Annotated in this window: 13 protein-coding genes, 1 pseudogene and 1 riboswitch; of the genes and pseudogenes, 3 read left to right on the top strand and 11 right to left on the bottom strand. The window is 27.0% G+C overall.

Annotation, left to right across the window (positions count from 1 at the left end; translation table 11 throughout):
• Positions 1–7: 7 nt before the first annotated feature.
• Positions 8–1,798, bottom strand: a complete 1,791-nt coding sequence (locus ACTHUW_RS04345) for an ABC transporter ATP-binding protein (RefSeq protein ID WP_442212688.1) — start codon at positions 1,796–1,798, stop codon at positions 8–10.
• Positions 1,799–1,820: 22 nt separating this feature from the next.
• Entirely contained in the window at positions 1,821–2,447 is a 627-nt protein-coding gene (locus ACTHUW_RS04340; protein WP_442196778.1) for a regulatory protein RecX, read from the bottom strand.
• A gap of 122 nt (positions 2,448–2,569) precedes the next feature.
• Positions 2,570–2,674: riboswitch (SAM riboswitch) on the top strand.
• Between the two features lie 77 nt (positions 2,675–2,751).
• Here ACTHUW_RS04340 and ACTHUW_RS04335 point away from each other — a divergent pair.
• The 3 genes and pseudogenes from ACTHUW_RS04335 (at position 2,752) to ACTHUW_RS04325 (ending at position 5,225) form a co-directional block, all read left to right on the top strand.
• The gene (locus ACTHUW_RS04335; protein WP_442196777.1) at positions 2,752–3,774 is read left to right on the top strand and encodes a methionine ABC transporter ATP-binding protein; all 1,023 of its coding nucleotides are present in this window, start codon (positions 2,752–2,754) and stop codon (positions 3,772–3,774) included.
• On the top strand, positions 3,758–4,411 hold the full coding sequence (locus ACTHUW_RS04330; RefSeq protein ID WP_442196776.1) for a methionine ABC transporter permease: 654 nt from the start codon (positions 3,758–3,760) through the stop codon (positions 4,409–4,411). The genes ACTHUW_RS04335 and ACTHUW_RS04330 overlap by 17 nt, the downstream gene beginning before the upstream one ends.
• A 12-nt stretch (positions 4,412–4,423) precedes the next feature.
• Positions 4,424–5,225: pseudogene (locus tag ACTHUW_RS04325) on the top strand (MetQ/NlpA family ABC transporter substrate-binding protein).
• 42 nt (positions 5,226–5,267) lie between these two features.
• On the opposite strand, the gene ACTHUW_RS04320 reads toward ACTHUW_RS04325, so the two are convergent.
• The 9 genes from ACTHUW_RS04320 to ACTHUW_RS04280 all read right to left on the bottom strand — a co-directional run bounded on the left by ACTHUW_RS04320 (position 5,268) and on the right by ACTHUW_RS04280 (position 13,941).
• The gene (locus tag ACTHUW_RS04320; protein WP_442196774.1) at positions 5,268–6,053 is read right to left on the bottom strand and encodes a family 1 encapsulin nanocompartment shell protein; all 786 of its coding nucleotides are present in this window, start codon (positions 6,051–6,053) and stop codon (positions 5,268–5,270) included.
• A 39-nt stretch (positions 6,054–6,092) separates the two neighbouring features.
• Positions 6,093–6,449, bottom strand: coding sequence for an encapsulin-associated ferritin-like protein (locus ACTHUW_RS04315; RefSeq protein WP_442196773.1), 357 nt, complete (start codon positions 6,447–6,449; stop codon positions 6,093–6,095).
• A gap of 75 nt (positions 6,450–6,524) precedes the next feature.
• Positions 6,525–8,486, bottom strand: a complete 1,962-nt coding sequence (locus ACTHUW_RS04310) for a fructose-1,6-bisphosphatase (RefSeq protein WP_442196805.1) — start codon at positions 8,484–8,486, stop codon at positions 6,525–6,527.
• Between the two features lie 127 nt (positions 8,487–8,613).
• On the bottom strand, positions 8,614–9,393 hold the full coding sequence (locus ACTHUW_RS04305; RefSeq protein WP_442196772.1) for a serine hydrolase: 780 nt from the start codon (positions 9,391–9,393) through the stop codon (positions 8,614–8,616).
• A 63-nt stretch (positions 9,394–9,456) separates the two neighbouring features.
• Positions 9,457–10,278 carry a metallophosphoesterase gene (locus ACTHUW_RS04300; protein WP_442198801.1) on the bottom strand — a complete coding sequence of 274 codons (822 nt, stop codon included), beginning with the start codon at positions 10,276–10,278 and terminating at the stop codon, positions 9,457–9,459.
• 24 nt (positions 10,279–10,302) lie between these two features.
• On the bottom strand, positions 10,303–11,349 hold the full coding sequence (corA, locus tag ACTHUW_RS04295) for a magnesium/cobalt transporter CorA (protein ID WP_442196770.1): 1,047 nt from the start codon (positions 11,347–11,349) through the stop codon (positions 10,303–10,305).
• 12 nt (positions 11,350–11,361) lie between these two features.
• Positions 11,362–12,237: a cation diffusion facilitator family transporter gene (locus ACTHUW_RS04290; protein WP_442198799.1), complete on the bottom strand. Its 876-nt coding sequence runs from the start codon at positions 12,235–12,237 to the stop codon at positions 11,362–11,364.
• 134 nt (positions 12,238–12,371) lie between these two features.
• Positions 12,372–13,559: an anaerobic nitric oxide reductase flavorubredoxin gene (locus ACTHUW_RS04285; protein ID WP_442196769.1), complete on the bottom strand. Its 1,188-nt coding sequence runs from the start codon at positions 13,557–13,559 to the stop codon at positions 12,372–12,374.
• A 61-nt stretch (positions 13,560–13,620) separates the two neighbouring features.
• Entirely contained in the window at positions 13,621–13,941 is a 321-nt protein-coding gene (locus ACTHUW_RS04280) for a putative heavy metal-binding protein (RefSeq protein ID WP_442196768.1), read from the bottom strand.
• Positions 13,942–13,945 lie beyond the last annotated feature (4 nt).

Here is a 13,945-nt window from a genome sequence, read left to right as displayed (position 1 = left end):
TCTTTTATTATTTTTGTTTTGTATTTATTCCACTTTGAATATTAAATACTCTTTTATATAAACCTTCTCTTTCTAATAATTCCAAATGTGTACCTGATTCCACTATTTTTCCATCTTCTAATATTATAATCTTATCAGCTTCAGATACTGTAGTAATTCTATGTGATATTATAAATGTAGTAATGTTTTTTTTCCTTGAAATTAAAGCTCTTCTTATTGCTAGATCAGTTTCTGTATCTACTGCACTTAAGGAATCATCAAATACTAGTATTGGACTATTGTTTATAATAGTTCTTGCTATAGCGATTCTTTGCTTTTGTCCACCTGATAAAGTAACACCCTTTTCACCTACTGTTGTGTCATAGCCTTTGTTAAATCCTAATATAACATTGTGAATAGCTGCAATTCTAGCAGATTCTCTTATATCATTATCTTTAGCCTTTAAATTTGATATACCTATATTTTCCTTTATACTTCTTGAAAATAAAAAAGGTTCTTGTAGTACTAATCCTACATTTTTTCTCATCCATCTTTTTTTTATGTTTTTAAGTTCAATACCGTCTATCTTTATAGAACCTGAATCATAATCATATAATCTGGCAAGCAAATGAACTAAAGAAGATTTACCAGAGCCAGTTTTACCCATTATAGCTACAGTTTCTCCTCTTTTAACTTCAAAAGATATATTTTTTAATATTTTTTCTCCATCTTCATAGCTAAATGATACATTTTTAAATTCGATATTCCCTTCTATTTCAGGTGTTAATTCTCCTTCTTCTTCTTTTTCGATTGGATTATCTAGTACTTCACCTATTCTCTCTAAGGAAACTAATGATTTACCTAAATCAGTTAATATCCTACCTAATTGTCTAACTGGCCATAAAAGCATACCTTCATATGTAGTAAATACAACTAAGGTACCAAGACTTATATCTCCTAAAACAGTCCAATAAACTCCTAAAACTAAGACTAATCCAATTTGAATTAAACTTAATAAATCAGATAAGGCCCAATATCCTGCTAAAAGTTTTATAAGTTTATAAGTTAAATATCTATATCTTTCATTTTTTTCTTCAAATTTATCAATCTCAAACTTTTCTTTAGAAAAAGCTCTTACAACCCTAACACCATTTAAATTTTCCTGTAAAACTGTAGATAATTCTGCTTCAGATTCATCAGATAATCTAAATATTTTTTTAACCTTTAAAAAGAACACTACTGAAAATGCAAATATAATTGGTACAACAGCCATAGATACAAGAGCCATCTTAATATTTAATGAGAACATTATTATAGAAATAAACAAAATCATAAATACAGCTCTTCCAATTTCTACAAATTGTATGGCTAGAAATTTTCTAATTGTATCTATATCAGATGTAGATCTTTGAATAAGGTCTCCAGTTTCAGCCCTTACATGATAAGTATATGGTAAGTTTTGAATATGGTCATATAACTTTTCTCTTATATTTTTGGAAATAGATTCAGCGGCAGTATTTGACCACTTTCCTTTTGTATATAAAAATATACCTTGAATTATTGTAAGAATTATAAGTATTAATGCTAATATCCATAAGTTATTCTCAAATACTTCTATACCACCAATGTTTTCTATAATATTCTTTATAATATCAGGTGCCTCTATATCTTTATCTCCAATTACAGAGTCAATAGAAAACTTTAATACTAATGGATTTATAATAGATGCAAATGTAGCAAGCCCTATACTAACAATCGCAGCTAAGTATAATAATTTACTCCCCTTCATAAATTTCCATAATAATTTTAATTCTTTCAAATTTATTTCACCTCATTATGATTTATTTCATTACTTTATCTATAGCTTTTTTTACAATATCATATTCAAAACCTTTATATGATAAATGATTTGCAAGTTTTCCATATACTTTTCTTTTGTCTTCATCTTTTATGAGCCTTATCTTTTTTTGTGCTAATTTTATTGCATTTTCTAATTCTAAATCCCTATCTTCTAATTTGTTTAATTCTTCTTTAGCAACTTCTTTATCTATCCCCTTTTTTAATAAATCATAATATATTTTCTTGCTTCCAAAATGTTTTAAATTTCTTTTATCCTTTATTATACTTTCAGCTAATTTTTCATCATTTATCAAATTATATTCACTTAAATCAACCAATACCTTTTCAATAATATTATCATCAAAATCATATTTGCTTAATTTATATCTTAAATTTTTTTCGCTTTGTGGTGCTCCATTTATTATTTGAAATGCTTTGTTTTTACATTTTATAATATCTTCTTTTACTATCATTTCATCTAATATAGATTTTTCTATTGTCTTTCCAGGATATAAATTAAGTCCAAAACTAATTTCTTTTAATGTGGTTTTAAAGTATTCTCCATCTATATAAATATGAACTCTCTCATTATTTTTTATAGCATCTTTAATATCTGTTATTTTAGGCATGTAATCAACTCCTCTTCTATCTTAATTCTATTATGACACAAGGTTATTAGAAAAAAAAGAAAATTCACTATTGACATATGATAAATATAGATATATAATTTAAAACAATATGAATATCGAAACTCTTATCAAGAGAGGTGGAGGGACTGGCCCGATGAAACCCAGCAACCAATGCATGATGCATAAGGTGCTAATTCCAGCAGCATATATATGCTGAAAGATGAGGGAGGAAAAAAATCCTCTTTCTAAGAGGATTTTTTTTATTACAAAAAAATAATTGTTAGAATTGAAATGGGGTCTAAAAATGATAAAAATAAGAAATTTATATAAAGAATATAAATCTAAAAATAAAAATGTATTAGCACTTAAAAATGTGAGTTTAAATATAGAAAGTGGAGAGATCTATGGAGTTATTGGCTTAAGTGGTGCAGGAAAATCAACACTTATAAGAACTATAAACAGGCTAGAAAATGTTGATAGTGGAAATATTTATATTGATAATGTAGACATAACTACATTAGATAAAAAGAATTTATTAAATACAAGAAAGAATATTGGAATGATTTTTCAACATTTCGATTTATTGAACTCAAAAAATGTCTTTAATAATATAGCCTTTCCTCTCCAAATTTCCAAAATGAATAAAGATCAGATCTCTAAAAGAGTAGATGATTTATTAGAACTTGTAGGTCTTAGTGATAAAAAGCTTGCTTATCCATCTCAATTAAGTGGTGGACAAAAACAAAGAGTAGCTATAGCACGTGCTCTTGCAAATAAACCAAATCTTTTATTATCAGATGAAGCTACATCAGCACTAGATCCAGAAACTACTAAATCAATCCTGGAACTTTTAAAAAAATTACAAAAAACATTAAATCTTACAATTATAATGATAACTCATGAAATGGAAGTAGTAAAAAGAACTTGTGATAAAGTGGCTGTTATGGAAAATGGAGAAATTGTAGAAAAAGGTAATGTTGATGAAGTTTTTTTAAATCCCAAATCCAATACTACAAAAAGTTTTATAGAATCTATGCATAATGATGATATTTCTGAATTAGATATTATAAATACAGAAAATAGCAAATTATTAAAACTTACATTTATAGGAGATTCTTCTAAAAAACCTATTATATCAACACTTATTAAAAACTATAATATAGATATTAATATTTTATCAGGTAATATAGATAAATTAATAAGTACAAATGTTGGTAATCTAAGCATTCAAATTACTGGTGATTTAGATGAAATTAATAAAAGTATAGATTTTTTAAATAATAATAATGTGAAAGCAGAGGTGATAAGAAATGAAAGAAATAATTGATCTTATTTATGATCCAATTTTAGAAACTTTATTTATGGTGTCTTTATCTACTATATTTGGTTTTATACTTGGATTTCCAATTGGAATAATATTATTTATTACCGGCAAGAATGGACTTTTAGAAAGTTTGAAAATAAATAATATATTAGATTTTCTAGTCAATATTGGTAGATCATTTCCCTTTATAATATTGATGTTGATATTATCTCCATTATCCAAACTTATTGTAGGTACGTCTATAGGTAACACTGCAACAATTGTTCCATTATCAATTGCAGCAGCACCCTTTGTAGCTAGGATTGTAGAATCTGCTTTGAAAGAAGTAAATTATGGCGTGATTGAAGCATCTCTATCAATGGGGGCAACTACCATGCAAATAATATTTAAGGTTTTAATACCAGAAGCGCTGCCATCATTAGTTCTTGGTATGACTTTAACTATTATAAATTTAATAGGATACTCAGCTATAGCAGGAGCAATAGGAGCTGGAGGTCTTGGATATTTAGCAATAAGATATGGTTATTATGGTTTTGACCTACAAGTGATGTTTATTGCTGTTATAGCCATTATAATATTGGTTCAAGTAGTTCAATCTTTAGGTAACAAAATAGCATTTAAATTATTAGAAAATCGTTAGGAGTGTGTTAAAATGAAAAAATTGTTAATCGTATTATCTCTAGTAGCACTAATATTTGTAGGTTGTGGTAATGATTCAGAAGAAAGTTCTGATAAGAACATTTTAAAGGTAGGAGCAACTCCCATACCACATTCAGAATTATTAAAGCAAGTAAAAGAAAAACTTGCTGATGATGGAATAACTTTAGAAATAGTTGAATTTACTGATTATGTTAAGCCTAATTTAGCCCTTAATGATGAAGAATTAGATGCAAACTTTTTTCAACATAGTCCTTATTTAGAAGACTTCAATGATATAAAATGATGCAGATCTAATATCACTTGCAAAAATTCATGTAGAACCATTAGGCCTATATTCAAATAAATATAAAGATGTTAAAACAATAGAAAAAGGTAGTAGTATAGCTATCCCAAATGATCCTACCAATGGGGGTCGTGCTCTTTTACTTTTAGAAAATGAAGGCATAATAAAAATAGACAAAGATGCTGGACTACTTGCAACAGAAAAGGATATAGTGGATAATCCTATGGAATTAGACTTTAAAGCTCTTGAAGCAGCTCAAATACCAAGATCACTTGATGATGTTGATTTGGCTATTATAAACGGTAATTATGCCCTAGAAGCTGATTTAACCCCTACAGAAGATGCTATATTAATAGAAGGAAAAGATTCTCCTTATGCAAATGTAATAGCTATAAGAAGTGAAGATAAAGATAATGAAAACTTAAAAGCTTTAGCCAGTGCTCTTCAATCTGAAGAAATAAAGGAATTTATAAAAGAAAATTATGATGGTGGTGTAGTTCCTGCATATTAAAAAGACTCCCTAGGGAGTCTTTTTATATTTAATCTAGATATATTATACTGTAAATTCTATAATTATGTCTGGATCTAATACTCTAAAAGTAAATGATTCAGTCATAAAGAATCTAACCTTTTCATTATCACTACTTTGATAACCTATAGATAAATCTTTTCCTATAGTCATTTCTAAATCTTCATGATCAAATGGAACTAAAAATGCTCCCTTTACTACGTGAGAATATATAACTTCCATTCCTAATAAATCTTCTAATCTCTTAATTAATGGATATCCCATGCAATTTGCATTTATTCTCTCATAAGCTTCTTCACCTACTACAAGTGCATAAGGCTTGCTTGTAAAAGATCTATTAAGTTTTATTATAGCCTTAGATACCGACTTAATTATATCATCTCCACTATTTCCAAAACTCATTTTTTCTTGTCCTGAAGCCTCTGTAAGACCTTCAATCATGCCATTTCTAAAACCATTATATATAGCCTTATCTTCAAATAATGCTATTTTTTTAGCTGCTTCTTCAAGATTATCTAACTCAATATCTTTTGCTCCTCTTTCTAAATTATCCATTTCCCATCTATTTAACTCAAATTCTACTCTGGATTCTATAAGAGGCTTTACTTTATATATACCTGCGCATACATCTTCTTCACCTTCTATTGTTTCTAAACGGCCTTCAGATATTGCGTTATATTCTAGTCCTTTAGGTCCACTTACATTAACTACTTTTCTTGCAGATAAATAATTTGAAAGTACTTCTTTTGCTCTATCATCAATTTCTTCCCACATTGCTTCAGATATAGGTGCTAAATTTCTTTTTAACATATAAAAACTCCTTTCAATAATTTATATGAAAATTAAATATTATTTTAATTTTCCTATTCCTAAATCATTACCTTTAGAAGAGCTACCACTGTCTTCTCCAGCTTCAGCTATTTCTTCAACTTCTACAATTGGTGCATCTGTAAATAAATAAGTACGTAATTCTTCATCCCAACCATCCATATTTCTTCTTAACCACTCAAGTGTCATAGCAACATGTTCAATTTCTTCATCTCTATTATGTGCCATAACTGCTTTTAATTCCTTATCATTAGTAGCAGCAACTCTTTGATGGTACCAATCTACCGCCTCTACCTCTTCTCTTAAACTGTTTAATGCTCTTACACAATTTCTTGTGTGATCATCTAATAATTCCATTGGCTCATGATAATCTTTCATACAACAATCCCTCCTACTTTTATTATGTCTTTCCAATACTGATATTACCCCTAATAAATTTCATTAAACATAAGTTTATTTTATATTCTCATTTATTAGGCCTAGTCTATAAGCTGAGAGTAACTTTTTGAGATACTCTACTCTATCTTTTAATTCTTTTCCCTTATCTGTATCATATATATGTTTTCTATTATCCATCTCTTCAAGTAGCTCCAAGGTAGATAATATATCTTTTTCTTCTTTTATTGCTTTCATTTTAGATTCAAATGGCTCATGTGATGCAAGTCTAATACCATATGAGTTATATATTAAAGTATACCCTGCAAGACCAGTTTTTGGTTGATATGACTTGGAAAATCCTCCATCAATAACAAGTAATTTCCCATTTGCCTTTATTGGGCTTTCCCCACGGGATGCTTTTACTGGTACATGTCCATTTATAATATGAGAATTAGCTGGATCAAGTCCAAATTCTATTAGAATGTTATTAATTACATCTTCATCTTCTCTAAACTTATAATATGGGTCCTTTTTCTCTAGATGTGTAGATTTATCATCTATAAAATATCTCTCAAAAGTTGTCATCTTATTTTTGCCAAAAACAGGGGAATTTCCATTACACCATAAATACCACATTAAATCTTTTCCGTATAATTTTTCATCTATTTCATCATTATTAAAATAATACATCCTTGCTAAAAAATCAAATTTATCAAATAATTCTTTTCCATGTAAAGATTCTTTACCTAAATTAACTTTTCTAAACTCACCTTTTTCATTTAAAGGTATACAACTATGATATAAAAGATTAGAATTATAGTTTAAATACATACTGCCATTAGAATATAAAAACTTGATATGTTGTTCTAATTTATCACTTTCTAAAAAGCATTCTTTCATCCTATTTAATACTCTAGTTTCTTCTTCTGTTAACTTATAAGGGTTGTTTATATCTATTGTTGGGAAAAATTGATTATTTAAATTGTATGTTTTTCCATTTATATTTATAGTATAATCATCATAATTTATTTTATCTAACAATAATCTATCTTCCATATTATAATTAGGACTTTCTTTTATTATTTGTCCTTCTATTTTAAATTGAATAATAGTTATTGCCTTGTGCATCTTTGAAATTAATTCTAAATCTTTTTCTTGATAATAATTTTCTATAAGCTTTTTTGGAATAAATTGCTTACAATCATCATCTTTGTATTTATCTAGCGCAAATGTAGCAAGTGGAAGTAAGTTTATACCATAACCTTCCTCTAAGGTCGCTAAGTTAGCATATCTAAGAGCTATTCTTATAACATTTGTAATACATGCTAAAGAACCTCCTGCAGCTCCCATCCATAAAATATCATGATTCCCCCATTGTACATCTGTAAATGTTCTTCTAAGTATTAAATCATCTAATATTTTATGAGAGGATGGTCCCCTGTCATAAACATCTCCTATTATATGAAGTCTATCTATTGCAAGCCTTTGTATTAAATTAGCTATAGCTATTATAAATTCATCTGCTCTATCAATATCAATTATTGTATGAATTATATTGTGAAAATAATCATGCTTATTTAGCATACCTTCCTCTTCATGTAATAATTCCTCTATAATATATGCAAAATCTTTAGGCAACATTTTTCTTACTCTAGACCTTGTATATTTTGAAGAAACTACCCTACATATTTTTATTAAATGTATAAGGGTATCTTTATACCAACAATTCATATCTTTTATTTCTTTTTTTATTAAATCTAATTTTTCTTCTGGATAATATAAAAGTGTTGCCAGTTTCTTTTTTTCATCACTAGTAAGTTCATTATCAAATAAATCATCAATTTTAAATTTTAAAACTCCAGATGCATTCCTGAGCACATAAGAAAATGCCTCATATTCACCATGAATATCTGTTAGAAAATGTTCTGTTCCTTTAGGAAGATTTAATATGGCATTTAAATTAATTATCTCTGATGAAACTGAAGGAATAGATGGATACTCTTCACCTAATAATTTTAAATAGTGCATATCTTCCATTAACTCATGTATGTTTAAATTCTTCAATTTATTCACCTCTAATTAATATAGTATATATACATATAGTATAACATATTTTAAATTACTAAAATAAAATATGAATTAATAAAAACTATCCAAAACAACACTATTGTGGATAGTTTTTTGAAAAATCATTATATATTTTTTCTGATACTTCTCCTATGATTTTCCTTCCATATATATTATCAAATCCATCCCATGTAAACATAACAAATATATAATCAGCATTTTTTAAAGATACTATTGCTCCATCATGGTTTATAAATGGAAGATTTCCTGTTTTATGATATATTTTAGCTTTAGATTCATCAATATTTCTTGTAATCATTCTATTATCCATTTGTTTTTTCATTATATTTAACATTTCATTAGATGCCTTTTTACTTATTAAATCCTTATAATAGATCTTCTTTAATATATTAGCAATATCCCTTACTGAAGTTATATTATCAAAACCTTGTTTCTTTTTTTCAAAATCCATCATTTTTCTATTTATAACTGTATTTTTTAATCCTTGCATAGTTATGAAATTATTTATATTTTCCATTTTTAAAATATCAATAATTTGATTTGTAGCTGTATTATCACTTAGATTCATCATTAAAAAAAGTAAATCTTTTATAGAATATCCATAAACAGATAAGTTTTTTATAAGACTACCACCTACAATATTTTCATCACATATATTAACTATCTTTTGTTCCATAAACTTATCTTTATTAATTTGATTATATGCCTCTGCCATTATAAATATTTTTATCATACTTGCAGACGAAACTTCTTTATCTGAATTGATGTCAAAGATGACATTGTTTGTTTTTAAATCCTCCACATATAAACTATAACTTATCTTTTCTTCATCTATAATACTTTCTAGATCAATCAACATAGACTCCCCTTATAATCGTATTTAAAATTATTATACCCATTTTAAAGCATCTAAAGTAAATTATTTAATATTAATCAATTTAACTAAGATTATTTCTGGATGATTAAATAATCTTTGAGGAAATATGCTATTTCCAAGTCCTCTACTAACTACTAGTTTAGTATTTGCTACACTAAAAAAGCCTGAATCATATTTAGGAAACTTACCTTGATCTGGTCCATATAGTCCTCCTATGATAGGGATTCTTATCTGTCCACCATGGGCATGGCCTGAAAAAACTATATCAATAGGATATTTATTATATGAATCAATCATATTTGGTCTATGGGCTAATAAAATATTTATATTTTTATCATCTATATTCATATTTTCCAAAGTATTCATTATTTCTTTTTTCCCTTTTTGAATTGTTCTATCTCTTAAGCCTAATATGTTTAAATTATACTTATCTTTACTAATAATAGTTTTATTGTCTTCTAATAATACTATATTTAACTTATTTAATTCGCTATATAAGGGGATAAACTTCTCTGCTCTTTCTTCATGGTTACCTGTTATATAATAAGTAGGGGCTATATTAGAACATTCTTCTAGTAATTTTATTCCATTTTTTATTCCATTGCGTCTGCTATCAATTAAGTCCCCCGTAAAAAATATTAGATCCGGATTCATTTCTTTGATTTTTTTAGTAATATTAATTTGATTTTTACCAAAAGATTTATTATGTAAATCAGATAAATGAACTATTTTATAATTATTAAAGGATCCTAAATCCTTTTTTATATTTAAACTTATATTTGTAGTAGTTAATAAATTGTTTTCTATATATAAAAATATAATTATTATAAAAATCAATATAATAATAGTTACAAAATATATCATCTTTCTCATCTCTTTTCTTAAAATCTACAGCCATTTCTTTTTCTTAAAAAATAATATCATACCTATGGCAAGTGATATAGCTATTACCCAAAATAAAGGATAGCTTATCCTATCATCTAATTCAGGCATATATTTAAAATTCATTCCATATACACCAGTTAAAAATGATAGTGGTATAAATATAGTAGAATAAAGGGTGAGTGTAGTCATTATTTTATTCATCCTATTGCTCATATCAGACATTTTCGTATCAAATAAACTGTTTACTGTTTCTCTATAAATAGATATAAAATCCATGATTTGAACTATATGATCATTTACATCTTTCAAATAATTTCTAACCTCTTTACTTATTATGGGAGCTTTATTCATAAGTTCATAAACAATTTGATTCATAGGTGATATTGCAGTTTTTATTACAACTAATTCTCTTCTAAGTACATGTATATCTTTTACTAAATCATTGTATTCCTCTTCCATAACAGAAACTTCAACCTTATCTATACTATATTCTAATTCTTTTAAAAGTAGGTAGTTTTTATCTACAATGGTATCAAGTAATAAATACAACAAATAATCTTCTCCATATTTTATATCATCAGAGTTTGAATTAGATAAGCTTTTTCTGATTAAATCAAATACATCTCCTTCTTTTTCTTGAAATGTTAATAAAAAGTTTTCTTTTAAGATAAAAGATATCTGTTCCTCTTCTATTCTTGTTCTATCTTCGTTAAAATATAACATTTTCATTACTATAAATATATAATCATCTTCATATTCAATTTTAGGTCTTTGGCCTACACTTAATATGTCTTCAAGTAAAAGATCACTTATATTAAATTTCTCTCCAATTTCATCTATTGTTTCTATATCATTTATACCATATATGTTAAGCCACTTTACACTTTCAGACATATTAGTTATTACATCTAAACTGTTGATTATATTTTTCTCAAAATGATTTTCATCATATGTTATAAGTTCCAATATTGATTTAGTTTCTTTTTCTTCTCCAGTATAAGTTAAAGTTCCTGGAGCCTTTCCTATTTTCTTTAGATTTAATTTCCTCATCCTCTTCCTCCATTATTTCTTGTCTTTATAATAAGGTTCAAAATGTGCTATTATTTGTATTTTATCATCAATATTTTCTTTCATATCCTCTTCTATTTTATGAATTAAATCATGAGAGGTTTTTATGGTCATATCAGGTGCTAAAAGCATATGAAGATCTAAGAATATTTTTTTGCCTGTACTCCTGCTACGTATATTATGGACTCCTTTTATTTCTAAATATTCATCTAATACTTTTCTTACCTTTCTTGTATCTAGGGCTTTTTTATCTACCAAAACCCTACTACTTGATATAAATATTTCTATTGCTGCTTTGATTATAAAGCCTGCTACAATAAAAGATGCTATTGGATCTATTATATTTGGCAGACCTAGGCTTATAGATATCAATGTAAAAAGAACACCTAAAGATACAAATATATCACTTTTAGTATGCATAGAATCTGATATCAATATATTACTATTTAATTTCTTGCCCTTTTTATATTCTAATGATGCTACTATGATATTTATTATAAGTGTTAGAATTATTGCTATAATACTATATGAACTTATATTTAATTCTGTTGGATTAAACAACTTTTTAAATGCATCCATGACAATATTTCCTGATATGAAAAATAACATTCCTGATATAAATAATGATGAAAGAAGTTCAAATTTTTCATAGCCATAAGGATGCTCCTTATCTGTAGGTTTTGATGCAAATTTAATTCCAATTAAACCTGCTATATTTGATGAACCATCTGCAAAAGAATGAAATCCATCTGCAATAAGGCTTGCACTCATTACTATATTTCCTACAAGTATTTTAACAATTGCAACTAAAAAATTTGCAAATAATATTATCCATAAAGTTTTACTTACTTCTTTATAATTATTATCCATTCTAATTCTCCCTTCTTAACCTTATATACCCAAGATATACAATATAAATTCTAATATATATTATGACTAGTTCTTATTAAAGTTACACAAAAAAAAAGTTAGGGTTTTATCTAAACCCTAACTTTTTTTATCATTTATTTAATTTCTTTACCAAATTTAGCTCCAAATTCTCTACATCTTTGTAATTGTTCATCATCTGGATTCCAAAGTTCTTTTATTCCATCATTAACTACTTCATATTTAGCACTCTTTAATTCTTCATTTATAATCTTAACAGATTCTCCACTCCATCCATATGAACCAAATGCAGCATATTTCTTATTCTTAAATTTCATGCCTTTCATCATTTCAAGAAGCCCTGATATAGAATGTAGTATTCCATTATTAATAGTAGATGAACCTATTAAAACAGCTTTAGATTTAAAAATTTCTGTTATTAAATCATTTTTATCTGCTCTAGCTGCATTAAATATTTTTATTTTAGCATCATCATTTTCTTTTATTCCTTCAGCTATAGATTCAGCCATCCTTCTAGTACAATGCCACATACTATCATATATTATAGTTATTTGATTTTCCTGATAATTATCAGCCCACTCCATATATTTTTCAATTATTTGAGTAGGATTATCTCTCCATATTATACCATGTGCTGGAGCTATTATATCTACTGGAAGATTAAAATCTAATACTTCTTTTATTTTTCTTTTCACCATAGGAGAAAATGGTGTTAATATATTCGCATAATATTTTGTTGCTTCTTGATATAATTCATCATTATCTACTAGATCATTAAACATAGGATCAGCTACATAATGTTGACCAAATGCATCATTACTAAATAATATATTATCATTAGTCATATAAGTAAACATACTATCAGGCCAATGAAGCATTTTTGCTTCTACAAATATTAATTTATTTTCTCCAATTTCAAGCTCATCGCCAGTTTTTACTTCAATGAAATTCCAATCTTCATGGTAGTGTCCCTTTAAAGATTTTATAGCTGCAGCAGTGCAGTATATTGGAGTATCAGGAATTTCTCTCATAAGTTCAGGTAGAGAACCACTATGGTCTACTTCTCCATGATTTGCTATTATATAATCTATCTCATTTAAATCAATTTCTTTCTTTAAGTTTTCCACATATTCTTTAGCAAATGGTCTCCATACTGTATCTATTAAAACAGTTTTTTCATCTCTTATTAGATAAGAATTATATGAAGTCCCTCTATTTGTTGAATATTCATCTCCATGAAATCTTGTAAGTTCCCAATCTCTTTTACCTACCCAAGTTACTTTATTATTTACTTTAAATGTCATTTAAAAACCTCCTATTTATCATTTGATAAACTTATACCCTAATTATCAAAAATGTATCAAATTATTCAATGATAACAGCTGTACCGGATGCTGTAACCATTAGCATATTTCCATTTTGACCTAATACCTCATAGTCTATATCTACTCCTACTACTGCATTTGCTCCTAAGCTTAAAGCTCTTTTTTCCATTTCCAAAATTGCTTCTTCTCGTGCTTTAATCATTTCACCTTCATAAGATTTAGAACGTCCACCAAAGAAATTTGTAAGTCCTGCTGCAAAGTCCTTTATAAAATCCATTCCAGAGATAACTTCTCCAAATACTATTTCCTTATACTCAACTATTTTCTTTCCTTCAATTGTTGGTGTTGTAGTAGATATCATTTAA

It is taken from the genome of Senegalia sp. (in: firmicutes), from assembly GCF_052088025.1.
Classification (GTDB): Bacteria; Bacillota; Clostridia; order Tissierellales; family SIT17; genus Anaeromonas.
The sequence above is the reverse complement of the archived record's forward strand: the minus strand, read 5'-3'. Positions and strand labels throughout refer to the sequence as shown.